General features: G+C 73.8%; 20 protein-coding genes, 1 tRNA gene and 1 pseudogene. 18 read left to right on the top strand and 4 right to left on the bottom strand.

What is annotated here, in order from left to right:
• Window positions 1-112: 112 nt before the first annotated feature.
• From AAG742_RS07215 to AAG742_RS07180, 8 genes and pseudogenes are all read left to right on the top strand, one after another.
• Window positions 113-1,493 (top strand): annotated as a pseudogene (locus AAG742_RS07215) (cation:dicarboxylase symporter family transporter).
• 206 nt (window positions 1,494-1,699) lie between these two features.
• Window positions 1,700-2,560 carry a ParA family protein gene (locus AAG742_RS07210; protein ID WP_343282421.1) on the top strand — a complete coding sequence of 287 codons (861 nt, stop codon included), beginning with the start codon at window positions 1,700-1,702 and terminating at the stop codon, window positions 2,558-2,560.
• Window positions 2,561-2,689: 129 nt separating this feature from the next.
• On the top strand, window positions 2,690-3,649 hold the full coding sequence (locus AAG742_RS07205; protein ID WP_343281964.1) for a pseudouridine synthase: 960 nt from the start codon (window positions 2,690-2,692) through the stop codon (window positions 3,647-3,649).
• The gene (locus AAG742_RS07200) at window positions 3,646-4,788 is read left to right on the top strand and encodes a prephenate dehydrogenase (protein ID WP_343281963.1); all 1,143 of its coding nucleotides are present in this window, start codon (window positions 3,646-3,648) and stop codon (window positions 4,786-4,788) included. Before AAG742_RS07205 ends, AAG742_RS07200 begins: the two co-directional genes overlap by 4 nt.
• A 2-nt stretch (window positions 4,789-4,790) precedes the next feature.
• Entirely contained in the window at window positions 4,791-5,564 is a 774-nt protein-coding gene (cmk, locus tag AAG742_RS07195) for a (d)CMP kinase (protein WP_343281962.1), read from the top strand.
• Window positions 5,561-7,099: a ribosome biogenesis GTPase Der gene (der, locus tag AAG742_RS07190; RefSeq protein ID WP_343281961.1), complete on the top strand. Its 1,539-nt coding sequence runs from the start codon at window positions 5,561-5,563 to the stop codon at window positions 7,097-7,099. Before cmk ends, der begins: the two co-directional genes overlap by 4 nt.
• A 103-nt stretch (window positions 7,100-7,202) precedes the next feature.
• Window positions 7,203-7,691, top strand: coding sequence for a hypothetical protein (locus tag AAG742_RS07185; RefSeq protein WP_343281960.1), 489 nt, complete (start codon window positions 7,203-7,205; stop codon window positions 7,689-7,691).
• A 338-nt stretch (window positions 7,692-8,029) separates the two neighbouring features.
• Window positions 8,030-8,103 (top strand) — tRNA-Pro (locus AAG742_RS07180).
• A gap of 97 nt (window positions 8,104-8,200) precedes the next feature.
• Here AAG742_RS07180 and AAG742_RS07175 read toward each other — a convergent pair.
• A complete protein-coding gene (locus tag AAG742_RS07175; RefSeq protein WP_298711359.1) occupies window positions 8,201-8,722 on the bottom strand; it encodes an adenine phosphoribosyltransferase in 522 nt (173 codons plus the stop codon).
• 141 nt (window positions 8,723-8,863) lie between these two features.
• Between AAG742_RS07175 and AAG742_RS07170 the strand changes: the two genes are divergently transcribed.
• From AAG742_RS07170 to AAG742_RS07135, 8 genes are all read left to right on the top strand, one after another.
• Complete coding sequence (locus AAG742_RS07170) at window positions 8,864-10,402, top strand: peptide MFS transporter (RefSeq protein WP_298711357.1); 1,539 nt, start codon at window positions 8,864-8,866, stop codon at window positions 10,400-10,402.
• A gap of 178 nt (window positions 10,403-10,580) precedes the next feature.
• Window positions 10,581-10,967 carry a glycine cleavage system protein GcvH gene (gcvH, locus tag AAG742_RS07165; RefSeq protein ID WP_248117743.1) on the top strand — a complete coding sequence of 129 codons (387 nt, stop codon included), beginning with the start codon at window positions 10,581-10,583 and terminating at the stop codon, window positions 10,965-10,967.
• A gap of 101 nt (window positions 10,968-11,068) precedes the next feature.
• Window positions 11,069-11,494 (top strand): FHA domain-containing protein, encoded by a 426-nt coding sequence (locus AAG742_RS07160; protein WP_298711355.1) that lies wholly within the window; start codon window positions 11,069-11,071, stop codon window positions 11,492-11,494.
• A 91-nt stretch (window positions 11,495-11,585) separates the two neighbouring features.
• Complete coding sequence (locus AAG742_RS07155) at window positions 11,586-12,266, top strand: MerR family transcriptional regulator (RefSeq protein WP_298711425.1); 681 nt, start codon at window positions 11,586-11,588, stop codon at window positions 12,264-12,266.
• Window positions 12,259-12,780: a bifunctional nuclease family protein gene (locus tag AAG742_RS07150; protein ID WP_298711350.1), complete on the top strand. Its 522-nt coding sequence runs from the start codon at window positions 12,259-12,261 to the stop codon at window positions 12,778-12,780. Before AAG742_RS07155 ends, AAG742_RS07150 begins: the two co-directional genes overlap by 8 nt.
• 269 nt (window positions 12,781-13,049) lie before the next feature.
• Window positions 13,050-13,628: a MerR family transcriptional regulator gene (locus tag AAG742_RS07145; RefSeq protein WP_248117737.1), complete on the top strand. Its 579-nt coding sequence runs from the start codon at window positions 13,050-13,052 to the stop codon at window positions 13,626-13,628.
• A gap of 80 nt (window positions 13,629-13,708) precedes the next feature.
• Window positions 13,709-17,239, top strand: a complete 3,531-nt coding sequence (locus AAG742_RS07140; protein ID WP_298711347.1) for a pyruvate carboxylase — start codon at window positions 13,709-13,711, stop codon at window positions 17,237-17,239.
• Between the two features lie 38 nt (window positions 17,240-17,277).
• The gene (locus AAG742_RS07135; RefSeq protein WP_298711345.1) at window positions 17,278-18,741 is read left to right on the top strand and encodes a mycothione reductase; all 1,464 of its coding nucleotides are present in this window, start codon (window positions 17,278-17,280) and stop codon (window positions 18,739-18,741) included.
• A 25-nt stretch (window positions 18,742-18,766) separates the two neighbouring features.
• Here the strand turns inward: AAG742_RS07135 and AAG742_RS07130 are convergent, their stop codons facing one another.
• Together AAG742_RS07130 and AAG742_RS07125 are read right to left on the bottom strand one after the other, a co-directional pair.
• Complete coding sequence (locus AAG742_RS07130; RefSeq protein ID WP_298711342.1) at window positions 18,767-20,602, bottom strand: AMP-dependent synthetase/ligase; 1,836 nt, start codon at window positions 20,600-20,602, stop codon at window positions 18,767-18,769.
• A 103-nt stretch (window positions 20,603-20,705) separates the two neighbouring features.
• Window positions 20,706-21,485 carry an alpha/beta fold hydrolase gene (locus AAG742_RS07125; RefSeq protein ID WP_298711340.1) on the bottom strand — a complete coding sequence of 260 codons (780 nt, stop codon included), beginning with the start codon at window positions 21,483-21,485 and terminating at the stop codon, window positions 20,706-20,708.
• A gap of 70 nt (window positions 21,486-21,555) precedes the next feature.
• Here AAG742_RS07125 and AAG742_RS07120 point away from each other — a divergent pair, with 70 nt between their 5' ends.
• A complete protein-coding gene (locus AAG742_RS07120) occupies window positions 21,556-22,269 on the top strand; it encodes a lysophospholipid acyltransferase family protein (RefSeq protein ID WP_298711337.1) in 714 nt (237 codons plus the stop codon).
• A gap of 65 nt (window positions 22,270-22,334) precedes the next feature.
• Window positions 22,335-23,735: a 3-deoxy-7-phosphoheptulonate synthase class II gene (locus tag AAG742_RS07115; protein ID WP_298711332.1), complete on the top strand. Its 1,401-nt coding sequence runs from the start codon at window positions 22,335-22,337 to the stop codon at window positions 23,733-23,735.
• 21 nt (window positions 23,736-23,756) lie between these two features.
• On the opposite strand, the gene pknB is transcribed toward AAG742_RS07115, so the two are convergent.
• Window positions 23,757-25,682 (bottom strand): Stk1 family PASTA domain-containing Ser/Thr kinase, encoded by a 1,926-nt coding sequence (gene pknB, locus AAG742_RS07110; RefSeq protein WP_343281959.1) that lies wholly within the window; start codon window positions 25,680-25,682, stop codon window positions 23,757-23,759.
• Between the last annotated feature and the right edge of the window lie 34 nt (window positions 25,683-25,716).

Below are 25,716 nucleotides of genomic sequence, written 5' to 3'. Positions count from 1 at the left end.
GCCGGCCGGCCTCTCCCGCCCCCGTCGCAATGCCGTGCGTGGCCGAAGTGGCGCTCATCTCATCGTAGGGTGATCCTTGACATCTCTCGCACCCTCTGAAACGACCGTGCCCATGGCGCACACGACCGCCGCCGCGCCGCCCACGGCGAAGAAGCCGAAGGACCGCACCCACTGGCTCTACATCTCCGTGATCGCCTCGGTGGTCCTCGGCGCCCTCGTGGGCCTGCTGTTCCCGGAGTTCGGCACGTCCCTCAAGCCCCTGGGTGACGGCTTCGTCTCCCTCATCAAGATGATGATCGGCCCCGTCATCTTCTGAACGATCGTGCTCGGCATCGGCTCGATCGCCAAGGCCGCCACCGTCGGCAAGGTCGGCGGCATCGCGCTGCTCTCCTTCATCACGAAGTCCACCTTCGCCCTGGCCATCGGCCTCGTGGTCGGCAACTTCGTGCACCCGGGCGAGGGCCTGGCCCTGAAGCCCTATGACCCGAGCGCCCCCAAGCCGGAGATGGACTCCACGGTCAAGTTCCTGCTGGACATCATCCCGGGCTCCGTGCCCGTGCTCCCCGTGCTGTTCGTGGCGCTGCTCGTGGGCCTCGCGCTGCAGCAGACGGGCCCGGCCGGCGCGCCGCTGCTGCGCGGCCTCACGCTCATCCAGGGCGTCGTGTTCCGCATCCTCATGATGATCACGTGGATCGCTCCCATCGGCGCCTTCGGGGCGATCGCGGCCGTCGTCGGGTCCACGGGCTGGTCCGCGATCGGCGCCATGCCCCTGCTGATGGGCTCGTTCTACCTGACCTGCATCCTGTTCATCACCCTGATCCTGGGCACCCTCCTGAAGGTGGTCACGGGCCTGAGCATCTTCTCGCTCATGAAGTACCTGGGCCGCGAGTACCTGCTCATCTTCGCCACGAGCTCCTCCGAGTCCGCCCTGCCGCGCCTGATCGCCAAGATGGAGCACGCCGGCGTGCACAAGTCCGTGGTCGGCGTGACCGTGCCCACCGGCTACTCCTTCAACCTGGACGGCACCGCCATCTACCTGACGATGGCCGCCCTCTTCGTCTCCAACGCGATGGGGATGGAGATGAACCTCGGCGAGCAGGTCGGCCTGCTGCTCTTCATGATCATCGCCTCCAAGGGCGCCGCCGGCGTGACGGGCGCCGGCCTGGCCACCCTGGCCGCCGGCCTGAAGGCGCACCGCCCCGAGCTGCTCGGCGGCATGGGCGTGATCGTGGGCATCGACAAGTTCATGTCCGAGGCCCGCGCGCTCACCAACTTCACCGGCAACGCCGTGGCCACCCTCCTCATCGGCCGCTGGGTCGGGGAGCTCGACGGGGAGCGCGCGCGCCGTCCTCGCCGGCGAGGTGAAGTTCGACGAGGCCTCCGTGGTCGGTCACGACGTCGTCGAGTCGCCCACGGCCGCCGAGCAGGCGTTCGAGGGCCACCCCGGGTCGAGCCTGCACACCGCGATCCCGGACGAGGCGACGCGCCGCTGACCGGACGGCGCACGCGCCGCCGTCGCGGAGGGGCCGGGGGCTGCTGCCCTCGGCCCCTCGGCGTCTCCGCCCAGGCACTAGGGTGGAGGGCGAGCATCGCGCCGACGGCAGCCGCGCGCCCGTGACCGGGCGAGGCGCCGGCAGGGCGCCACACCCCCGTGGAAGGAGCCGGCACCGCCGTGACCTCGAAGGAACCCACCCCCGTCATGACCATCCACGGGGAGCCCGTGATCGGCCCCACCGGCCGCCCCAAGCACGAGTTCCCCGAGCCTGCGCCCCTGGAGGGCCACGGCCCGGCCCGCATCATCTCGATGGTGAACCAGAAGGGCGGCGTCGGGAAGACGACGTCGACCATCAACCTGGGCGCCGCCCTCGCCGGGTACGGGCGCCGAGTGCTCATGGTGGACTTCGATCCCCAGGGCGCGCTCTCCGCGGGCCTCGGCGCGAGCCCCCACGAGCTCGACACCACCGTGTACAACGTGCTCATGGAGCGCTCCGTGACGGCGCGGGACGCGATCCTGCGGACCCCCTTCGAGAACATGGACCTGCTGCCGGCCAACATCGACCTCTCGGCCGCGGAGGTGCAGCTCGTGAACGAGGTGGCCCGGGAGCAGGTGCTCGACCGGGCCCTGCGCCAGGTGCGCGACGACTACGACGTGGTCCTCATCGACTGCCAGCCCTCCCTCGGCCTGCTCACCGTGAACGCGCTGACGGCCTCCCACGGCGTGATCATCCCGCTCACCGCGGAGTTCCTCGCGCTGCGCGCCGTCGCGCTGCTCGTGGAGACCATCGAGAAGGTCCAGGATCGGCTCAACCCTGACCTGGAGATCGACGGCGTGCTGGCCACGATGTTCGACCAGCGCACCCTCCACTCGAAGGAGGTCGTGGGCTCGCTCGTGGCCGGCTTCGGGGACAAGGTGTTCGAGACCGTGATCAAGCGCTCCATCAAGTTCGCCGACGCGACCGTGGCCGCCACGCCGATCACCAGCTACGCCGAGAACCACGACGGCGCCCGGGCCTACCGCCAGCTCGCCCGCGAGCTCATCAGCCGCGGCGGCGCCCCGTGATCCGCTGAGCGTCCGGGATCTGCGACAATGGAGGGTGCACGCGTGCGAACCGCCGCGTGAACCCCTCCGCATTCCGGCCCCTGGCGGACGGTCTGCGGTCGAACGCCTCCCGGAAGGAAGCACCCTCCCATGAACTCCCGCAAGCCGCGAGGCTCCGGACGAACCCCCGCCGTCGGACGACGAGGCGGCCCGTTCCAGGAGCGCGACTTCCAGCGTCAGATCGGCCCCCGCCGCGGGGCCGCCGCCCGTCCGCAGGACGAGGCCCCCTTCGACGAGAACGCCGTCGAGCGCCCCCGCGGGCGTCGCGGCCGCGGCGCCGGCGCCGCCCGCGCGAAGGCCGCGGACCTCACGGGCGTCCACACCGAGGACGGCGAGCGCCTCCAGAAGGTGCTGGCCTCGGCCGGCGTCGCGTCCCGTCGCGTGTGCGAGGACCTGATCGCCGAGGGCCGCGTGGAGGTCAACGGCAAGATCGTCACCGAGCCCGGCGTCCGCGTGGAGCCCCGCTCCGCCGTGATCCGCGTGGACGGCATCACGGTGCAGACGGACACCTCCCGTCAGTACCTCGTCTTCAACAAGCCCCGCGGCGTCATCTCCACGATGATCGACCCCGAGGCCCGTCCCTCGATCGCCACGTACCTCAAGCCGGGCCAGGAGCACCTCTTCCACGTGGGCCGCCTGGACAACGAGACCGAGGGGCTGCTGCTCCTCACCAACGACGGCGAGCTGGCCAACCGCCTCACCCACCCCAGCTACGAGGTCCCCAAGACCTACGTGGTGCAGACGCGCGGCCCGCTCGCGAAGGGCGTGTCCAACCGCCTGCGCGAGGGCATCGAGCTCGAGGACGGCATCGCCAAGGTGGACTCCTTCAAGCTCGTGGACTCCACGCCGGGCCACGTGCTCGTCGAGGTCGTCCTGCACTCGGGCAAGAACCGGATCGTGCGCCGCCTCTTCCAGGAGATCGGCCACCCCGTGGAGCGTCTCGTCCGCGTGAAGGTGGGCCCGATCCTCCTGGGCGACCAGAAGCAGGGCAGCGTCCGTCCGCTCTCGCAGCAGGAGCTGGGCCACCTCAAGGCCCTGGTCGGGCTGTGAGCACCGCCGAGGCGCCCGCCGCCGCGGTCGGCGTCCCGGATCCCGTGCTCATCCGCGGCACGGGCCTGCTCGGCACCTCGATCGGCATCGGCCTCAGCGCGGCCGGGTCCACCGTGCTCCTCCACGACCCCTCGCCCTCGGCGAGCGGCGTGGCCCAGGACATCGGGGCCGGCGTCGCGGTGGACCTCGACGGCGACGCCCTCCGGGACACCCCGCCCGTCCTCGTGGTGGTGGCGGCGCCGCCGGACGTGACGGCCGCCGTCGTGGTGGACTCGCTGCGGCGCTGGCCGGGCGCCGTCGTGGTGGACATCGCCTCCGTCAAGGAGGGCGTGGCCCGCGCGGTGCGGGAGGCCGTGGAGCGCGGGGAGATCTCCGCCGCCGACGCCGATCGCCACCTGGGCACCCACCCCATGGCCGGCTCCGAGCGCTCGGGCCCCGTGGCCGCCCGCGGGACGCTGTTCACGGCAAGCCCGTGGGTGCTGTGCCCCGAGCCCACGACCGCGCCGGCGGCCCTGGCGGCGGGGGAGGCCCTCGCCCGCGTCCTGAAGGCGACCCCGTCCCGCATGCACGCGCAGGCGCACGACGAGGCGGTGGCCCTGATCTCGCACCTCCCCCAGATCGCGGCCTCCCTCGTGGCGGCGCGACTGCAGGACACCGCGGACGCGTCGCTCGCGCTCGCGGGCAACGGGCTGCGGGACACCACCCGGATCGCCGCGTCGGACCCGCAGCTGTGGGTGCAGATCCTGGCGGGCAACGCCGAGCGGATCGTGCCTGCCCTGCGCAGCCTCCGGGACGACCTGGACGGCCTGCTCGACGTGCTCGAGGAGCCGGCGGCGCCGGGCGCGCGCCTGGGGATCGCCCGGCTCATCGCCGAGGGGAACGCGGGCCGGGCCCGCATCCCCGGCAAGCACGGGACGCCGCCTCAGGCGTTCGCCGTGGTGACCGTGGTCGTCGACGACGCCCCGGGCCAGATCGCAGCGCTCCTGGAGGCCGTCGGCCGCACGGGCGTCAACGTGGAGGACCTGCGCCTCGAGCACGCCTCCGGGCATCGGGCGGGCATGGTGGACGTGTCCGTGCTGCCCGGATGCAAGGACGAACTCGTGTCGGCACTGGCCGACGCCGGATGGAAGGTGGTCTGAGGATGACCGAGAACACCGCTGAGCACGCCCGCGCGGCCGAGGCCGCGCGCACGGACGCCGCGCCCCTCGTGGTGGCCGTCGACGGCCCCTCCGGGTCCGGCAAGTCCTCCGTGTCCCGCGAGGTGGCCCGCCGCCTGGGCGCCGCCTACCTGGACACGGGGGCGATGTACCGCGCCGTGGCGTGGCACTGCCTGGACTCCGGGGTGGACCTCGCCGACCCCGAGGCCATCCTCGAGGCGGCGCGCACCATGCCGCTGACCCAGTCGACCCACCCGGACGAGGACGTCGTGCTCGTGGGCGAGGCGGACGTCACCGAGGCCATCCGCGGTGCCGAGGTGACCGACGTCGTCTCCACCGTGGCCGTCGTCATCCCCGTGCGTGAGGAGCTGCGCCGCCGCCAGCGCGCGGCCATCGCGGACGCCGGGCGCATGGTGGCCGAGGGTCGGGACATCACGACCGTGGTGGCCCCCGATGCCCACGCCCGCGTCCTGCTGACGGCCTCCGAGGCCGTGCGCACGGCCCGCCGCTCCGGCCAGCTGGCCGCCGCCGGCGAGCCCGGCGTCGACGCCGGCACGCTGACTCGCCAGGTGGTCGGGCGCGACGCGCGCGACGCCACCGTCTCCACGTTCGACCGCCCCGCCGAGGGCGTGGTGCTCGTGGACTCCACCGAGCTCGACTTCGAGCAGACCGTGGCGGCCGTGATGGCCGCCGTCGAGGAACAGGCCGGGGAGGCAGCCCGTGGGGCGCGCCCGGCCGAGAAGGGACAGGGACGATGAGCGAGAACCCGCAGAACCGCCCCGAGGACGACGAGTACACGCCCGCGGGCGACGACAAGGTGGCCGAGCGCCTCGCCGCGATGAGCGACGAGGAGGCCGCCGCGCGGGCCGCCTCGCTGCGCGCCGGCCTGGCCGACTACGAGCTGGACGACGAGGACGCCGCGCTCCTGGGCGACTGGGACGTGGACGACGACCTCGAGCCCGATGCGCCCGTGCCCCCGGTGCTCGCGATCGTGGGCCGCCCCAACGTGGGCAAGTCCACCCTCGTGAACCGCATCATCGGCCGCCGCGAGGCCGTGGTGGAGGACGTGCCGGGAGTGACCCGTGACCGCGTCTCCTACGAGGCGGAGTGGAACGGCCGCACCTTCACCGTGGTGGACACCGGCGGCTGGGAGCACGACGCGAAGGGCATCCACCGCCGCGTGGCCGAGCAGGCCGAGCTGGCGGTGGACGTGGCCGACGCCGTGGTGTTCGTGGTGGACTCCACCGTGGGCATGACCTCCACCGACGAGGCCGTGGTGACCATGCTGCGTCGCAAGGACCGCCCCGTGATCGTGGCCGCCAACAAGGTGGACGACATGGTGCAGGAGGCCGAGGCGGCCTCGCTGTGGTCCCTCGGCTTCGGCTACCCCCAGCCCGTCTCGGCCGTGCACGGCCGCGGCGTGGCCGACCTGCTGGACGCCGCCCTCGAGGCGCTCCCCGAGGAGTCGGCGCACGGGGGCCTGGTGCCGCGTGGCGGCCCCCGCCGCGTCGCCCTCGTGGGCCGCCCGAACGTGGGCAAGTCCTCCCTGCTGAACAAGCTCGCGGGCTCCGACCGCGTGGTGGTGGACGACCTCGCGGGCACGACCCGTGACCCGGTGGACGAGCTGATCGAGCTCGGCGGGCGCCTGTGGCGCTTCGTGGACACGGCGGGCATCCGCCGCCGCCAGCACATGGCGCACGGGGCGGACTACTACGCCTCCCTGCGCACCGCGTCCGCCCTGGACCGGGCCGAGGTGGCCGTGGTCCTCCTGGAGGCCCCCTCGGTCATCTCGGAGCAGGACGTGCGCATCCTGCAGATGGCGCTCGAGTCCGGCCGCGCCCTCGTGGTGGCGTTCAACAAGTGGGACAAGGTGGACGAGGACCGCCGTGAGCAGCTCGAGAAGGAGATCGACCGGGACCTCGCGCACGTGGCGTGGGCTCCGCGCGTGAACATCTCGGCGCTCACCGGCTGGCACAAGGACCGCCTCGTGCCCGCGCTGGACACGGCGCTCGACTCGTGGGAGACCCGCATCCCCACGGGCAAGCTCAACGCGTTCCTCGGCGAGCTCGTGGCCGCGCACCCGCACCCGCTGCGCGGCGGCAAGCAGCCCCGCATCCTCTTCGCGACGCAGGCCTCGGTCCGCCCCCCGAAGTTCGTGCTGTTCACGACGGGCTTCCTGGATCCGGGCTACCGCCGCTTCATCACGCGCCGCCTCCGCGAGACCTTCGGGTTCGAGGGCACGCCGATCGAGATCGGCATGCGCGTGCGCGAGAAGCGCGGCCGCCGCCGCTGACGCCGGCACCCCCTCCGCCGGGGGAGTCCGCCGCTCGTGGACTCCCAGGCGGCGGAGGCGGTGCTCCCATGCGGCGTCCATGCCGCCCGGCTAGCCTGGATCCATGAGAACCCGCCGACGCCCCCGCCCCGCGGCCTCGATGGCCGCCGTCGCCGCCCTGGCGCTGACCCTCAGCGGCTGTGCCGCGGACGACTCCGACACCCAGGCCGCCCTGGAGAGCGCGAACGAGCGGATCTCCAGGGCCGAGCAGCGCATCCAGGAGCTCGAGGACGAGGCCGACCGCCGGGTCGACCTCCCGGACCTGCGGCAGCGGGCCGAGGACGCCCTCTCCGGGCTCGGCGACGCCTCCGAGGACGCGCAGGCCACGGCCGACGAGCTCGTGTCCTCCCTGCCCTCCGTGGACGACGTCGTGGACGTGGAGGCCATGAAGGAGGAGGGCAGGGTGATCGTGGACTACGCCGACGACGTCCTCTCCGCGGACCCCGCCGAGCTCGAGGATCAGCTGCGGGACGCCGCCGAGAGGGCCAAGGAGTCCATGCCGGACCTGAAGGACGTGGAGTTCCGCGTGGGGGACCGCGCGTTCACGTTCTGACCTGCGGCGCCGTGGCACGGCGGGAGGCGGCTCCCGTGCTATCCTCGCCTGCGTACGCATGATCATCGATGGTTCGTGCCGTCCCCCGGGACGGCCCTGCCGCAGATGCGTGTAGACCACCGCGGGACGCCTCGGCGAAGGCCGCGGACACCGGGGGACTCTCGGTCGGGTCACCCTTGGTACAGGGGCAAGGGGTGCATGGTCGCGGAAGCGGACGTGGGCCCCTTGTTCGTCTCCGGGCGGCGGGTCCCCGCCGCGTCGTCCTCGCCGATTCGCCTCCCGGCCGGGGGCGGTGTAGGATCATCGGGTGCCGAACCGCGCAGGACGCGGAGTCGCCACGGGCTGTAGCGCAGCTTGGTAGCGCACTTGACTGGGGGTCAAGGGGTCGCAGGTTCAAATCCTGTCAGCCCGACCGATCGAAGGACCCGGTTCCGCCGCAGGCGGGGCCGGGTCCTTCTGCGTGCGGGCCCGTCGGTGTGACGGGCCGTCCATGTGACCGCCCGTCCGGGTCAGACGCGGATGAGTGCGTGGGCATCGGGCACGGCCGCCCGTCCGCCGAGGCTCTCGAGCTCGAGCAGGCACGCCGCGCCGGCCACGTGTGCCCCCCGCTCCCTCACCAGCCGCGCCGCCGCGGCGAGCGTGCCGCCCGTGGCCAGGACGTCGTCGAGGACGAGGACGCGGTCTCCCGCGTGCAGGTCGGCGGAGACCTCGATGGCGGCCTCCCCGTACTCCAGCGCATAGCTCGCGGAGGCCACCGGGGCGGGGAGCCTGCCCGCCTTGCGCAGCGGCACGAGTCCCGTGCCCGTGAGCACCGCGGCGGCGCCTGCCAGCAGGAAGCCGCGGGCCTCCACCCCGGCCACCACGTCGAACGACCCCGCGAAAGGCTCCACCAGCGCCTCCACGCACGCCCGGAACGCCCGGGCGTCGGCCAGGAGCGGGGTGATGTCCTGGAACGCCACGCCCGGGACGGGGTGGTCCTGGACGACGCGGATCAGGGAGCGGGCGCGGTCGATCTCGGGGGAGTGCGGCATCGGGCCAGCGTAGACGGGCGCCCGCGGGTGGCCCTCCGCGCGCGGGATGAGAGAGCCCGCCGCCCCCGCAACGTCCGTCGAGTGTCGAGCATCACCCCTTGTCAGTTTGATAACGAGGGCGTCCGGGAGGACAGTGGATCGGTGATCCATCGCACAGACACCGCCCCCGGCTCCGCGCCCGACGTCGAGCCCTCCGCCCGCGTGAACCCCGCCATGGCGCCGTCGCCCGGCGCGCCGGACGCGCACAACCCCTCGGGCCGGCGGTTCTTCGGCCAGCCCGGATCCCTCGCCAACATCTTCTCCGTGGAGATGTGGGAGCGGTTCTCCTTCTACGGCATGCAGGCCATGCTCGTGTACTACATGTACTGGTCCGTCGCGGACGGCGGCCTGGGGATCGACCGCGCGGTCGCCACGGGCATCGTGGGCGCGTACGGCGGCATGGTCTACGTCTTCTGCATCCTCGGCGGCTGGGTCGCCGACCGCCTGATCGGCTCCGAGAAGACCCTGTTCTTCTCCGCCATCGGGATCATGCTCGGCCACATCGCCCTCGCCCTCGTCCCGGGCGTGCCGGGCCTCATCCTCGGCCTCTTCCTCGTGGCCATCGGCTCCGGCGGCCTCAAGGCGAACGCGGCCAACATCGTGGGCTCGCTCTACGCCAAGGGCGACCGGGCCCGTGACGCCGGCTTCTCCATCTTCTACATGGGCGTGAACATCGGCGCCCTCATCGGCCCGCTCCTCACGGGCTGGGCCCGCGACATGTGGGGCTTCCACGTGGGCTTCGGCCTCGCCGCGGCGGGCATGGCCATCGGCCTGACGCAGTACGCCCTGACGCGCACGGACCTCCCGGACAGCGTGCACGGCGTCCCGGACCCGCTGCCGCGCTCCCAGTACGGCCGCTGGGCGCTCATCGCGCTCGCCGCCGTGGCCGTCGTCGCGGCGCTGTTCCTCACCGGACTGGTGACGGTGGACAACCTCGCCGACGCCGTCGTCGCGCTCTCCGCCCTCGCGGCGGTCGGGATCTTCGTGATGCTCCTGACCTCGTCCAAGGTGGACGCGGACGAGCGGTCGCGCGTGAAGGCCTTCATCCCGCTCTTCGTCGGCACCGCGGTGTTCTTCGCGCTGTTCCAGCAGCAGTTCACCGTGGTGGCCCTGTACTCGGAGAACCGCCTCGACCGCGTCGTCGCCGGCTGGGAGGCCCCGATGGAGTGGGTCAACTCGATCAATCCGGTGTTCATCATCGCCTTCGCGCCGATCTACGCGGCCCTGTGGACCCGCCTCGGGAACCGCCAGCCCTCCACCCCGGTGAAGTTCGGCATCGGCATCCTCCTGATCGGCCTCGCGTTCCTGCTCTTCATCCCCATGGCGGGCGTGGCCTCCGTGCCGCTGCTGTGGCTCACGCTGATCCTCTTCGTCATGACGCTGGGCGAACTGATGGTGTCGCCCGTCGGCCTCTCCCTGTCCACGAAGCTGGCGCCCGCGGCCTTCCCCGTGATGACGGTGGCACTGTTCAACCTCGCCGTCGCGCTGGGCTCGGCCCTCGCCGGGTCCCTCGCCGGGTCCTACTCCGAGCAGAACGAGGCCGGCTACTTCGGCGTCATCGGCGCCGTGACCGTGGGCGTGGGCCTGCTCATGCTCCTGTTGGCCCCGGCCATCCGCCGCGGCATGCGCGGCGTGCGCTGACGCACGCCGTTCCCCTCCCGGCCCGCGCGCCGTCGCAGGCCCGCTCCGCGCCCCGCACCCCTCCCGGTGCGGGGCGCCGAGCGTTCCGAGTGCCGTGCGGTGGCGCGAGTCACCCGCGGATTCGGTAAGGTGCTGGAGAGCACCCACCGTCGTCTCCACCAGTGAAGGGGCCCTCCCGATGAGCACCATCCCCGCAGGACTGAAGTACTCCGCCGAGCACGAGTGGATCGCCGAGGCCGACGCCGCGGGCACCGTGCGCGTCGGCATCACCGACTTCGCCCAGGACGCCCTCGGCGACGTGGTCTACGTCGACCTCCCCGAGGTCGGCACCGAGGTCACCGCGGGCACCGCTGTCGGTGAGGTCGAGTCCACCAAGTCGGTCTCCGACATCTACGCCCCGGTGTCCGGCACGGTCTCGGCCGTCAACGAGGAGCTCGACGGCGAGCCCGGCCTCGTCAACAGCGCCTCGTACGAGGGCGGCTGGCTGCTGGAGATCACCCTCTCCGACGCCGCCGAGCTCGACGGCCTCATGGACGCCGAGGGCTACGCCTCGCACGTCAGCTGATCCCCTCCCTCCGACGCCGCCCCGCCCCCTTCGCGCGGGGGCGGCGTCGGCGGCACCCACACCACCCCCGCGCGTCGGGGGCCCGCGCACAGGAGCACCCCATGCAGCAGCCCGGACACGAACCGGACCTCCACACCTCCTCCATCAGCCTGACGGAGCTCGCCCCCCTCGTGGCGGCCGACCTCACCCCGGAGGAGTCCGATGCGGTGCGCGCGCTGCCCGTCGGCTCCGCGCTGCTGCTGGCCCACGGCGGCCCCGACCACGGGGCGCGCTTCCTCCTGGACCAGCCCGTGGTGACCGTGGGCCGCCATCCGGACGCGGACATCTTCCTCGACGACGTGACCGTCTCCCGCCGCCACGCCGAGCTGCGCGCGGAGGGCGGCGGGCACCGGATCGTGGACATGAACTCCCTCAACGGCACCTACGTGAACAACGACCGGGTGGACGAGGTGCGCCTGCGCTCCGGCATGCAGGTGCAGATCGGCAAGTACCGCCTCGCCTACTACGCCGGCGTCGCCGGCGCCTGAGCGCCGCCTCCGCTCCGTGAGCGCCCCCTCCGACGAGCCGACGCCGCCGTCCCGCACCGACGCGGGGACGCGGCCGCTCGGCGCGCTCGGCATCGGGGACGTGGTGGCCGAGCTCAAGCCGCACTTCCCCGCCGTGAGCGCCTCCAAGGTCCGATTCCTCCAGGAGCGCGGCCTGGTCCATCCGGAGCGCACCCCGGCCGGATACCGCCGCTACACCCCGGCCGACGTCGACCGGCTGCGGTTCGTGCTCACCCTCCAGCGCGACCAGTTCCTCCCGTTGAAGGTGATCCGGGAGCACCTCGACGCCATCGACCGCGGCGAGCGCCCCCAGGACCTGCCGGGCGGGGTCACGCTGGCCCCCCAGTCCGAGGCCGAGCGCCTCGGCCACGAGGTGGCCGGAGGCGAGCGGCGGCGGTCCCGCGCCGAGCTCGCGCGGGACTCCGGGGCGGCGGAGGAGCTGCTGGAGGAGCTCGAGAAGTACTCCCTGCTCCCCGTGGACGACGACGACGGGTACAGCGTGCACGCCGTGAGCGTGGCGAGGGCCGCCGTCGCCCTGGCCGCCCACGGGCTCGAACCGCGCCACCTGCGCCCCTTCCGTGCGGCAGCGGACCGGGAGCTCGGCCTCGTGGAGCGGGCCGTCGTGCCCCTGACGTCGCGCCGCGACGCCGCGACCCGCACCCGCGTGGCCCGCCGGGCCCACGAGATCGCCGAGGCGTGCCTCCAGCTGCACTCCGCGCTGGTGAGCACCGGCCTGGAGCAGTGGGATGACTGAGGGCGGGGACGGCAAGGCCCGCGGACCGCGCAGGCGCGGTCCGGACGTGCCGCTCACGGTGCTCGGCGTGCGCGTCGAGCTGCCGGAGCAGCACCACGTCGTCCTGCTGCTGAACCCGGAGGGGGACACGATGCTGCCCCTCTGGGTCGGGGCGCCGGAGGCCGCGGCCGCCGCGCTCGCCCTGGACGCCGCACCCACCCCGCGGCCGCTCACCCACGAGCTGCTGGTCTCCGTCCTGGCGGCCCTGGGCCAGACGCTCGAGCGCGTCCGCCTCACGGAGGTGCGGGACGACGTCGTGCATGCCGAGCTCCACCTCAGCGGCGGCGCGACCGTGGACGCCCGGGCCTCCGACGCCGTGGTGCTGGCCCTGCGGGCCGAGGCCCCCGTGCTGTGCGACCCCGCGGTGCTGGCCGAGGCCGGGATGGACGCGCGCGGGCAGGAGGCCGGAGACGAGGGCGAGCTGGACGACTTCCGTCACTTCCTGGACTCGGTGCGCCCCGAGGACTTCGGCTGAGCGGTGCGCCCGGGCCCGCGCGGTGACGCCGGGCGAGTCCCCGCGGGCGCGAGCCGGGAGGGTCCGGGGGCCCGAGCCGGGAGGGTCCGGGGGCGCGACACGACCGCCGTTCACGGCCGGGTTCGTTGACCGGCCCGGGGCTCGGACGTACCGTCGAGCAGAAGGGTCCCGCGCCGTGGACCGCCAGGACGCGTCCCCGCCTCGCCGGCCGGGCCGTCCGGGCGTCCTCGGCATCTCGCACGGGGGCCCATGATCAGAAGGGTCCACCCATGACGCCGAGGACAGGTGCCGGCCATCCGCCCGTGATCGACGGCCGGCAGGACAGCCTCTTCGAGGCCGCCTCACCCGACGGCGACGTCGGCTACCGCGGCCCGACCGCGTGCAAGGCCGCGGGCATCACGTACCGGCAGCTCGACTACTGGGCGCGCACCGACCTCGTGGTGCCCACCGTGCGCGGAGCGGCCGGCAGCGGATCTCAGCGCCTCTACTCGTTCCGCGACATCCTCGTGCTCAAGGTCGTCAAGCGGCTCCTGGACACGGGCGTGTCCCTCCAGCAGATCCGCACCGCCGTCGCGCACCTGCGCGAGCGCGGCGTCGCGGACCTGGCCCAGATCACCCTGATGAGCGACGGCGCCTCCGTGTACGAGTGCACCTCCGCGGACGAGGTCGTGGACCTCGTGCAGGGCGGGCAGGGCGTCTTCGGGATCGCCGTGGGCCGCGTGTGGCGTGAGGTCGAGGGGAGCCTGGCCGACCTCCCCAGCGAGCTGCTCGGCGCCGCGACGGACGAGCCCGCGGACGAGCTCGCCCGGCGTCGGCACGCCCGCCGGCCCGCCCGCAGCGCCTCCTGAGACCCGCCTGGCGGCGGCCCCGCGCGTCATGTGTGGGTCAGGTCAAGGGAAATCAGGGTGCGCTGTGACACACTCGGGGTATGAATGCACCTGAGGAATCCGTCACCACCCGCAGCGCCGCGGGTCGGCAGGCCGAGGCCGGTTCGACCCCCGTCTTCTCCAAGGTCCTCGTGGCGAACCGCGGCGAGATCGCGGTGCGCGCCTTCCGTGCCTGCTACGAGCTGGGAGCCCGCACCGTCGCGGTCTTCCCCGTCGAGGACCGCAACTCCATCCACCGCCAGAAGGCGGACGAGGCCTACCGCATCGGCGAGGAGGGCCACCCGGTCCGCGCCTACCTCGACGTGGACGAGATCATCCGCGTCGCCAAGGACGCCGGCGCGGAAGCGATCTACCCCGGCTACGGCTTCCTCTCCGAGAACGCGGGCCTGGCCCGCGCGGCGGCCGAGAACGGCATCACCTTCGTGGGCCCGCCCGCGGACGTGCTGGAGCTGACCGGCAACAAGGTGGAGGCCCTGCGCGCCGCGAAGAAGGCGGGCATCCCCACGCTCGCCTCCTCCGAGCCGAGCGCGGACGTCGAGTGGCTCCTGGAACAGGCGGAGGGCATCGGCTTCCCCATCTTCGTCAAGGCCGTCGCCGGCGGCGGCGGTCGCGGCATGCGCCGTGTCGAGCGACGCGAGGACCTGCGGGACTCCCTCCAGGCCGCGATGCGCGAGGCGGAGACCGCGTTCGGCGACCCCACGGTCTTCCTCGAGCAGGCCGTCCTGCGCCCCCGGCACATCGAGGTCCAGATCCTTGCGGACTCCGAGGGCAACGTGGTGCACCTCTTCGAGCGCGACTGCTCGCTGCAGCGGCGCCACCAAAAGGTCATCGAGATGGCACCGGCACCGAACCTGGACGAGGACATCCGCCAGGCCCTGCACCGGGACGCCGTCGCCTTCGCCAAGGAGATGGGGTACGTCAACGCCGGCACCGTCGAGTTCCTGGTGGACACCGCAGGCGAGCGCGCCGGCCAGCACGTGTTCATCGAGATGAACCCCCGCATCCAGGTGGAGCACACGGTCACCGAGGAGGTCACGGACGTCGACCTCGTGGCGGCCCAGCTGCGCATCGCCGGCGGCGCCACCCTGCCGGAGCTCGGCATCACGCAGGACTCCCTGCACGTGCGCGGCTTCGCCATGCAGTGCCGCATCACCACCGAGGACCCGGCAAACGGGTTCCGCCCGGACACCGGCACCATCACGGCGTACAGGTCCGCCGGCGGCTCGGGCGTGCGGCTCGACGGCGGCACCATCTACGCCGGTGCCGAGGTCAGCCCCCACTTCGACTCGATGCTCGTGAAGCTCACGTGCCGCGGGCGGGACTACGCCACCGCCGTGCGCCGCGTTCGCCGCGCGCTGGCCGAGTTCCGCGTGCGCGGCGTGGCGACGAACATCCCCTTCCTCATGAACGTCATGGACGACCCGCAGTTCCTCAGCGGGGACGTGGCCACCGACTTCATCGACAAGCACCCCGAGCTGGCCTCCGTGAACCGCTCGCAGGACCGCGGCTCCAAGGCGCTGCAGTTCCTCGCAGACATCACGGTCAACCAGCCGCACGGCCCCCGCGTCGAGGGCATCGACCCGCGCGACCGGCTGCCCGAGCACCCCGGGGACAAGCGCCAGGAGCCCGACCGCTCGCCGTTCGACGGGCCGAGCCGTGACCCCGCGGCCGTGCCGCCGCCCGGCTGGCGCCAAGTGCTGCTCGAGCGGGGCCCGGAGGGCTTCGCCGCCGCGCTGCGCGAGCAGACCGCGCTGGCCGTCACGGACACCACGTTCCGCGACGCCCACCAGTCCCTCCTCGCCACCCGCGTGCGCACGCGCGACCTCCTGGCCGCCGCGCCCGCCGTCGCCCACACCCTCCCCGGGCTGCTGTCCGTGGAGGCCTGGGGCGGGGCCACGTACGACGTCGCCCTGCGCTTCCTGCACGAGGACCCGTGGAAGCGGCTGGCGCTGCTCCGCGCGGAGCTGCCCAACATCCCGATCCAGATGCTGCTGCGCGGGCGGAACACCGTGGGCTACACGCCGTACCCCACCGAGGTGACGGACGCGTTCGTGGCCGAGGCCGCCGCCACCGGCGTGGACGTCTTCCGCATCTTCGACGCCCTCAACGACGTCTCCCAGATCACCCCGGCGATCGAGGCCGTGCGGGCCACGGGCACCGCCGTCGCGGAGGCGGCGCTGTGCTACACGGGCAACATGACCGACCCGGCTGAGACCCTCTACACCCTCGACTACTACCTGGGGCTCGCCCGCCGGATGGTCGACGCCGGCGCGCACGTGCTGGCCATCAAGGACATGGCCGGGCTGCTGCGCCCCGCCGCCGCGCGGGAGCTCGTGGGCGGCCTGCGCGCCGAGTTCGACCTGCCCGTCCACCTGCACACGCACGACACGGCCGGCGGCCAGCTGGCCACCCTGCTCGCGGCCTCCGAGGCGGGCGTCGACGCCGTGGACACGGCCACCGCGTCCATGGCGGGCACCACGAGCCAGGTGCCGCTGTCCGCTCTGGTGGCCGCGCTCGAGCACACCGAGCGGGACACCGGCCTCGGCCTCGACGCGGCCACGGCCATGGAGCCCTACTGGGAGTCCGTGCGCACCGTGTACGCGCCGTTCGAGGCCGGCCTGCCGGCACCGACCGGCCGCGTGTACCGCCACGAGATCCCGGGCGGCCAGCTCTCCAACCTCCGCACCCAGGCGATCGCCCTGGGGTTGGGGGAGCGGTTCGAGCAGATCGAGTCGATGTACGCGGCGGCCAACGGCCTGCTGGGCAACATCGTGAAGGTGACCCCGTCCTCCAAGGTGGTGGGCGACCTCGCACTCCAGCTCGTGGGCCAGGGCGTGGACCCGGCGGAGTTCGGGGAGCGGCCGCAGGACTTCGACATCCCCGACTCCGTGGTCGGCTTCCTGCGCGGCGAGCTCGGCGACCCGCCCGGGGGCTGGCCGGAGCCCTTCCGCACGAAGGCCCTGCAGGGCCGCCGCGAGGGCGCCGGCACGGCCGAGGTGAGCTCCGAGGACGCGGCCGCCCTGGCCGCCGGCGGCCAGGCGCGCCGCGACACCCTGAACCGCCTCCTCTTCCCCGCCCCCACGCGGGAGTACGAGGCGCACCGCGAGGAGTTCGGCGACACCGGGACGCTGCACACGCGTGACTTCCTCTACGGGCTCGTCCCGGGGCGGGAGCACGTCGTCTCGCTCGGCCGCGGCGTCCGCCTGCTGGCCGTCCTGCAGTCCGTCTCCGAGCCCGACGAGAAGGGCATGCGCACCGTCATGCTCACCCTCAACGGGCAGCTGCGCCAGGTGATGGTGCGGGACCGCTCGGTGGAGTCCACGGTCCGCACCGCCGAGAAGGCCGACCCCGCGGCGGCCGGCCACGTGGCGGCGCCCTTCGCGGGCTCGGTGACGGTGCAGGTCGCCGTGGGCGACGCCGTGGAGGCCGGCCGGCCCGTGGCCACGATCGAGGCCATGAAGATGGAGGCGGCCATCACCGCCCCCGTCACTGGCACGGTCTCGCGAGTGGTGACGGAGGGCGTGACGCCCGTCAACGGTGGCGACCTGATCCTGGTGATCGACGGTCAGTGAGCCAGCGACGACATGCCCCCAGCCCCTAGGCTGGGGGCATGTCCACGTCTGAGGAACACTTCGACCTGATCGTCATCGGCTCCGGATCGGGCAACACGCTCATCACGGAGCACTGGGAGGGCCGCCGCGTCGCCCTCGTGGACTCCGGCACCTTCGGAGGCACGTGCCTGAACGTGGGCTGCATCCCCACGAAGATGTACGCCTACCCCGCCCAGCTCGCGGCGACCCCCGCCGAGGCCGCGCGCCTCGGGGTGGGGCTCGATTTCACGGGGGCGGACTTCCCGGCCATCCGTGATCGGATCTTCACGCGCATCGACGGCATCAGCGCCGACGGGCTGCGCTTCCGCAGCGAGGACCAGCCGCACGTCACCGTGGTGCGCGAGGAGGTCAGGTTCACGGGGGAGCGGCGCCTGGAGACGGCGACCGGGCGCGTGCTCACCGCTGACCGTGTGGTCGTGGCGGTCGGCTCCCGCCCGGCTGTGCCGGACGTCCCGGGCATGGACCTGCCCTCGGTCCACACCTCGGACACGGTGATGCGCCTGGACCGTCTCCCGCGCCGACTGGTGGTGGTCGGCGGCGGCTACATCGGCGTGGAGTTCGCCGCGATCTTCTCCGCCCTCGGCTCCGAGGTGATCGTGCTGAACCGCGGACACCGGCTGCTGAAGGAGCACGACCTCACGGTGTCCACGCGCTTCACCGAGATCGCCCGCGAGCAGTGGGACGTGCGCACCGGATGGACGCTGGCCGGCGTCGAGCCCGCCGAGGACGAGGCGCGCGCCGCCGACGGCTGGGTGCGGGTCCGCCTGGACCCCGCCGAGGGCCAGGAGCAGAGCGGGACGGTGGAGGAGGAGATCGAGGCCGACGCGGTGCTCATGGCCGTCGGCCGCATCCCCAACACGGACCGGCTGCACGTGGACGCCGCCGGCCTGGACCTCACCGAGGGCGGCGTGCTCGCGGTGGACGAGCACCAGCGCGTGCTGCGCGGCGGCGAGCCGGCCGAGGGGGTCTTCGCCCTGGGCGACGCCGCCAACGACTGGCAGCTCAAGCACGTCGCCAACCGCGAGGCCCGCGTGGTGGCGCACAACCTCGAGCACCCCGACGACCTCCGCGCCATCGGCGACGTCCCGGTCCCCGCCGCGGTGTTCACGCGGCCCCAGGTCGCCTCGGTCGGGCAGACCGAGGCCCAGGCCCTCCTCGAGCACGGCGCGGAGGCCGTCACCGTGAAGGTCCAGCGGTTCGGCGACGTGGCGTACGGCTGGGCCATGGAGGACCGTGAGGGGCTGTGCACGGTGGTGGCCGAGCGGGCGACGGGACGCATCCTGGGCGCCCACATCCTCGGGCACGAGGCCGCCAACCTCATCCAGCCCTTCGTGCAGGCCATGACGTTCGGGCTCGACGCCCACACGATGGCGCGGGGGCAGTACTGGCCGCACCCCGCCCTCACGGAGGTCATCGAGAACGCCCTGCTGGGGCTCGACGTCCCGGACTGCGGGCTCCTCTGACGCCGCCCCCGCCACGCCGCCCCGGTCAGGGGCGGGGGGCGGCGCCCGCGTAGATGTCCTCGATCTCCTTCTGGAAGTCGCGGAGGATGGCCGCGCGCTTCATCTTCAGCGAGGGCGTCATGTGGCCCTCGTCCTGGGAGAAGTCCCGGTCCAGGATCCGGAACTCGCGGATGCCCTCCGCGCGGGACACGGTGGCGTTGGCGCGGTCCACGGCGGCCTGGATGTGGGCGCGCACCTTCTCCTCCCGGGCGGCGGCGGCAACATCCAGGGTCCGGGGCAGGCCGTGGGCGGCGAGCCAGGCGGGCAGGGTCTCGGCGTCGAGGGTCACGATCGCCGCGACGAAGGGCTTCGCATCGCCCACGACCATCACCTGGGAGATGAGCGCGTCGGAGCGGATGGCGTCCTCCAGCTGGGCCGGCGCCACGTTCTTGCCGCCGGCCGTCACGAGGATCTCCTTCTTGCGGCCCGTGATGCGCAGGTAGCCGTCGTCGTCGAGGCTGCCGAAGTCGCCGGTGCGGAACCAGCCGTCCTCGAAGGCCTCGGCGTCCGCCTCGGGACGGTTGTGGTAGCCGCGCATGAGCGAGGTGCCGCGGGTGAGGATCTCCCCGTCCTCGGCGATCCGGACCTCGTTGCCGCCCAGCGGAAGACCCACCGTGCCGATGCGCAGGCCGCCCGGACGGCCGACCGTCACGGGCGCCGTCGTCTCGGTCAGGCCGTAGCCCTCGAGGATGGTGACGCCCAGGCCGCGGAAGAAGTGCGCGAGGTCGGGGGAGAGGGGGCCGCCGCCGGAGACCGCGTACCGCAGGCGTCCGCCCATGGCGGTGCGGATGCGACGGTAGATGAGCGCCGAGTAGAAGGCGCGGCTGACGCGCAGCGGCACGGGCACCTTCCCGGAGTCCAGGGCCTTGGAGTAGCGGACCGCGATGTCCGCGCCGCGCTCGAAGATCCGCCCCTTGCCCCCGGACTGCGCGGAGAGCAGTGCGGCGTTGTAGATCTTCTCGAACACGCGGGGCACGGCCAGGAGGAACGTGGGCTGGAAGGACTGCAGCGAGCCCGAGAGCTGCGCGAGGTCCGCGACGTGCCCGCAGCGCGCGCCGGCCCCCACGGTGAGCACCGAGACGAAGCGTGCGAACACATGCGCGAGCGGGATGAACAGCACGGTGCTGGCGTCCTCGGTGACGACCTCGCCCAGCGAGGAGGAGAGGGTCTGGTTCACCAGCTCCGCGAAGTTCCCGTGGGTGAGCTCGCACCCCTTGGGGCGGCCGGTCGTGCCCGAGGTGTAGATGATCGTGGCGAGGTCGGCCAGGTGCGTGGCGGAGCGCCGCGCCTCGAGGTCGGCCTCCGTGACGTCCGCCCCGAGGCGGGTCAGCTCGTCCAGTCCGGCGCCCGGCTCGCCGTCGGGGGCGTCCATGGTCCAGAGGCCCACCAGGGCGTCGAGCCCCTCACGGTGCACGGCGTCCCGCACGGTCTTGGCGCGCTCGGCGGTGTCGGCGACCACGGCGCGAACACCGGAGTCCTCGAGGATCCAGGCCACCTGGGAGGCGGACGAGGTCTCGTAGATCGGCACGGTGACGGCGCCGGCGTACCAGATGGCGAAGTCCACCAGCGTCCACTCCAGGCGCGTGGCGGCCATGAGGCCCACGCGGTCCCCGGGACCGATGCCGGCGGCCATGAGCCCGCGGGCGAACTCGGCGACGCGGTCCCGGGCCTGCGCCGCGGTGACGTCCCGCCAGCCGCCCTCGCCCTCGGGCACGGCGAAGAGCGCGGCGTCCGGGCGTTCGCGGGCCTGGCGCTCCAGGACGTCGGTGATGTTGGCCTCCGGCGCCAGCCGGGGGTGGTAGGGCTCGCTGACTTCGCGCATGGTCCTCCTTGGGTCGGGTGCCTCCTCTGCGCCGCTGCGGGGACCCGGGCGGATCGCGGCGTGGACGCACGGGGCTGGCAGGTGAGGCGGATCACAGGCCAGCCTACCGCAGGAGCCCCTGCACGGCGCCGGCGACGGCGGTCCGGCTGCGCTCGACCAGCAGCTCCCTGTCGAGGTCCATCGTGGCCACGTGCCGACTGCGCGGCAGGGGCACCACCTGGACGGGCGCGCGGCGCAGTCCGCGCAGGAGGGTGCGGTGGCTCGCGGCGGGGACGACGGCGTCGCGCGCCGAGCGGAAGACCGTCACGGGAGCCGTGACCCGGCCGAGCCCGCGGCGCGCCGCCCGCTGGATCGCGCCCACGGCCGCGACGCCGGCCACCGGCGTGCGCTCGTACGCGAGCTCGTCCGCCTCGGGGTCGGCCACGTCGTTGGCGATCGAGGCCACGGTGGGCACCACGTGCCGCAGCAGCGGTGCGGTCGGGGCGAGCGGGCTTGCGAAGCGCAGGGCGGGGTTCACGAGCAGGACGCCCGCCACCGGCCGGTGCGCGGCGGCGTCGAGGGCCAGGGCGCCGCCCAGGGACAGGCCTGCGACGACGACCGGCAGCCCGCGGGCGAGCTCGGCGTCGACGGTCCGGCGCACGGCCGCCCGGATCTCAGGGGCGGGGGTGTCCGCGAGGTCGCGCCAGTGGGTGCCGTGGCCGGGGAGCAGCGGGACGGCGACCTCGGAGCCCGCCGCCGCGAGGCCCTCGGCCCACGCCCGCACGGAGTGGGGACCGGAGGTGAAGCCGTGCAGCATCACCACGGTGTGCGGCACGCGGGCGGGCGCGGCGGGGGGCAGGCGGAACGGGCGGTGCTCGGCGCGGACTTCGGAGTGCTGGACCATGGCGTCAGACTACGACGGACCCCTGCGTAGGATGGTCTCCGCACCCGCCCCGTCTCCGGAAGGCCCCGCCGTGTCCACGTTCTACTGGTCCGCCAAGACCTTCGTCGTGGCCCCCGCCACCCGCGTGCTGTTCCGCCCCTGGGTCAAGGGCCTGGGCAACGTCCCGGCGTCCGGCCCGGCGATCCTCGCGTGCAACCACCTCTCCGTCTCGGACTCCGTGTTCATGCCGGCGATGCTCGACCGCCAGGTGCACTTCCTGGCGAAGAAGGAGTACTTCACCGGACCCGGCGTCAAGGGCTGGGTCACCCGGAAGTTCTTCGAGGCCGCCAACCAGCTGCCCATGGACCGCTCGGGCGGGGCCGCCTCCCTGCGCTCGCTCGAGGCAGGCGTGGACTGCCTGCGCCGGGGGGACCTGTTGGGCATCTACCCCGAGGGGACCCGCAGCCCGGACGGGCGGCTGCACCGCGGCAAGATCGGCGTGGCGAAGCTCGCCCTGGCCACCGGCGCCCCCGTGGTGCCGATCGCCATGATCGGCACGGACCGCGTGCAGCCGATCGGACGCAGCCTGCCCTCGATCCGCCGCCTCGGGATGATCTTCGGCGAGCCCCTGGACTTCTCCGACCGCGTCGCGGACGCGGACGACCCGCGCGTCCTGCGCGAGGTCACTGACGAGGTCATGGAGGCGATCCGCCGGCTCTCCGGCCAGGAGTACGTGGATGCGTACGCCGGGGACGTGAAGGCGGGCCGCGCCGTGGCCCCGCCCCGGAGACGCCCGGGCGCGTGAGGCGCGGGCCGCCGCGCCGCGTCATGCGCGCGCCCCGGCCCCCGGTGCGCCCCTAGCCTGGAGGCATGAGTTCGGACCCCCGCGATCAGATCCTGGCCTTCGGCACCGCCATCACGGAGGGCGCCGCGGACACCCCGGGCCTCGACGACTGGCGCTCGCTGCCCATCACGCAGGCCCCCTCCTGGGCGGACCGGGAGGACTACGAGGCGGCCGTCGCCGAGCTGAGCACCGTGCCCCCGCTCGTCTTCGCCGGCGAGGTGGACGTGCTGCGCACCCGCCTGGCCGCCGTGGCCCGCGGTGAGGCGTTCCTCCTTCAGGGCGGCGACTGCGCCGAGACCTTCGCCGGCTCCACCGCCAACCGCATCAGCGCCCGCGTGAAGACCATCCTCCAGATGTCCGCCGTGCTCACCTACGGGGCGTCGATGCCCGTGGTGAAGATGGGGCGGATCGCCGGGCAGTTCGCCAAGCCGCGCTCCTCGGACACCGAGACCCGCGACGGGGTCACCCTGCCGAGCTTCCGCGGGGAGATCGTGAACGGCTACGAGTTCACGGAGGAGGCGCGCCGCCACGACGCGCGGCGCATGGTGCGGGCCTACCACACGGCCGCCTCCACCCTGAACCTGGTGCGAGCGTTCACGCAGGGCGGCTTCGCGGACCTGCGCAGCGTCCACCAGTGGAACCAGGGGTTCATGGCCAACCCCGCGTACGCGCAGTACGAGGAGCTCGCGGCGGAGATCGACCGCGCCGTCCGGTTCATGGACGCCGCCGGCGTGGACTTCGAGGCGATGCGCCGCACCGAGTTCTACTCCGCGCACGAGGCGCTGCTCCTCGACTACGAGCGTGCGCTGACGCGCGTGGACTCCCGCAGCGGCGACCCCTACGCCACGAGCGCGCACTTCCTGTGGATCGGGGAGCGCACGCGCGACGTGGCCGGCGCCCACGTGGACTACCTCTCCCGCGTCCGCAACCCGATCGGCGTGAAGCTCGGCCCCACCACGACGGCGGCGGACGCGCTCGAGCTCGCGGAGAAGCTGGACCCGGAGCGCGAGCCCGGCCGCCTCACCTTCATCACGCGCATGGGGGCGGGCGTCATCCGCGACGTCCTCCCCGGGATCGTGGAGGGCGTGCGCGATGCGGGCGTGCAGCCGGTGTGGGTCACCGATCCCATGCACGGCAACACGGTCACCGCCGCGAACGGCTACAAGACGCGCCGCTTCGAGGACGTCATGGACGAGGTCAGCGGATTCTTCGAGGTGCACCGCGCCCTCGGCACCCACCCGGGCGGCATGCACGTGGAGCTCACGGGCGACGACGTGGCCGAGTGCCTCGGCGGCTCGGAGCCGGTGAACGAGGCCGACTTCGACGCGCGCTACGAGACCCTGTGCGACCCGCGGCTGAACCATCAGCAGTCGCTCGAGATGGCGTTCGCCGTCACCGACGCGCTCTCCCACCCCGAGCGCGGCTGACCTTCGGCGGGGAGGGCGCCGTCAGAGGCCCCAGACCTCGACGGCGGTGCCCTCGTCCAGCTCCGTCCCGGCGGCAGGGCTCTGGCGCGCCACGACGGGGGAGCGCTCCCGCAGCGGCGTGAGCGGGGCCTCGTGGACGCGCACCGTGAAGCCCAGCTCCTCGAGGGCGGCCCGGGCCCGGGCCACGTCCTGCCCGCCGAGCTCGGGCACGACGCGGCGCGCCGGACCCGCGGACACCACCACGCGGACCGCGGAGTCCGGCGCGGCCTGCGCTCCGGCGGCCGGGGTCTGGAGGAGCACGGTGCCGGCCGGGACCTCGCGGTCGGTCCGCCGCTCCGCCACGCTCACCCGCAGGTGCCCTTCGGCGGCGCGCGCGTGGGCCCGCCTGATGGTGGAGCCCGTCAGGTCCGGGACGGACACGGGGGCCGGGCCGGTGGAGACGGTCAGCTCCACGCGCGTGCCCGGGGCCAGCGGGGCTCCCGCGGCCGGAGCGGCGGCCGCGACCGTGCCGTCCGAGTAGCGCTCGTCGGCCCGGGCCGAGACCTCGACCGCCACACGGGCATGGGCGAGCCGCTCCTCCGCCGTGGCGCGGTCCAGCCCCTCGAGCGCCGGCATGACGGCGACGCCGGCCGCGCCGAGCGGGGCACCGCCCGAGCCGAGCGTCCATCCCAGGAGCAGCGCGGCACCGGTGAGCAGGAGGGTGACCGCCGTGCCGATCGCCACCGTCCTGCCGGCCCCCTCGCCGAGCGGCACCTCGGCCCGGCGCGCGGCGCGACGGCCCTCACGGGCCGGACGGGGGGGACGGGGGGTGGCCGCGGGGCGCGCGCGGGACGCGGCGGGCTCCCGCATGTCAGGACGGTCTCGCGACGCGGGCGGGTCCGTGCGCGGGAGCGGCGCCGGGTCCGCCGCCGGTGCCGGGGATGCCGACGGTGCGGGCGCCGGGGAGGAGCGGGGCGTGGAGGCGCCGTGGACGGCGTCGAGCACGGCGGTCTCGGGGTCGCCGGAGTGCCGCGGCGCAGAGGCCAGCACCCGCGTCTCGTCGTCCACCGGGACAGGATGGCCGTGGGGACGGTGGTCCAACTCCTCGGGCGTGAGCCGCACGGCCAGGGAGCGCAGCTCGGTGAGGAGCGCCCCGGCGTCGGCGGGACGATCCGCGGGGTCCGGCTCCGTGCACCACAGGACGAGGTCGTCGAGGGGCTCGGGCAGCCCGGGGACCACCGAGGACGGCACGGGCACGCGCTCGTGCACGTGCCGGTAGGCCACGCGGATGGGGGTCGCCGCCGGATAGGGCTGCCGGCCCGTGAGCAGCTCGAAGAGCACGATGCCCGCCGCGTACACGTCGGCGCGGGCGTCCGCGGTCCCGCCCGTGATGAGCTCCGGGGCGAGGTAGGCCGGCGTGCCCACGAGCGCCTGGCCCGTGGCGGTGTGGGTGGTGGCCGCGCGGGAGAGGCCGAAGTCTGCCACGGTGATCCGCCCGTCCGTGGAGACCAGGACGTTCTCCGGCTTCACATCCCGGTGCACGAGCCCCGCATGGTGGGCCGCCGCCAGGCCGTCCACCGCCGGGGCGAGGACGTCGAGGGCCTCGCGCGGGGTCAGCGGCGCGTCCTCACGGATCACCGTGCGCAGCGTGTGGCCCGGCACGAGCTCCATGACGAGGTAGGCCAGCACCCCGCCGTCGCCGTCGTCGGTGTGCCCCTGGTCCAGCACCGCGACGACGTGCGGGTGCGAGAGCCGGGCGGCGGTCTTCGCCTCGCGTTCGAAGCGGCCCACGAGGGCCGGGTCCTCCGCGAGGTGCGGGTGCATGACCTTGAGCGCGACCTCGCGGTCGAGGCGCAGGTCCACGGCCCGGTAGACCGTGGACATGCCGCCGCGGGCGAGGCGGTCCCGGACCTCGTAGCGGCCGTCGACGATGCCCCCGACGAGGGGGTCGCGGCGTGTGCTGCTCATCGCTCCAGCCTAGAGGACCGGATCCCGCCCGCGG

Origin of the sequence: Micrococcus sp. 2A (assembly GCF_039519235.1) — a bacterium.
Classification (GTDB): domain Bacteria; phylum Actinomycetota; class Actinomycetes; order Actinomycetales; family Micrococcaceae; genus Micrococcus.
The sequence above is the reverse complement of the archived record's forward strand: the minus strand, read 5'-3'. Positions and strand labels throughout refer to the sequence as shown.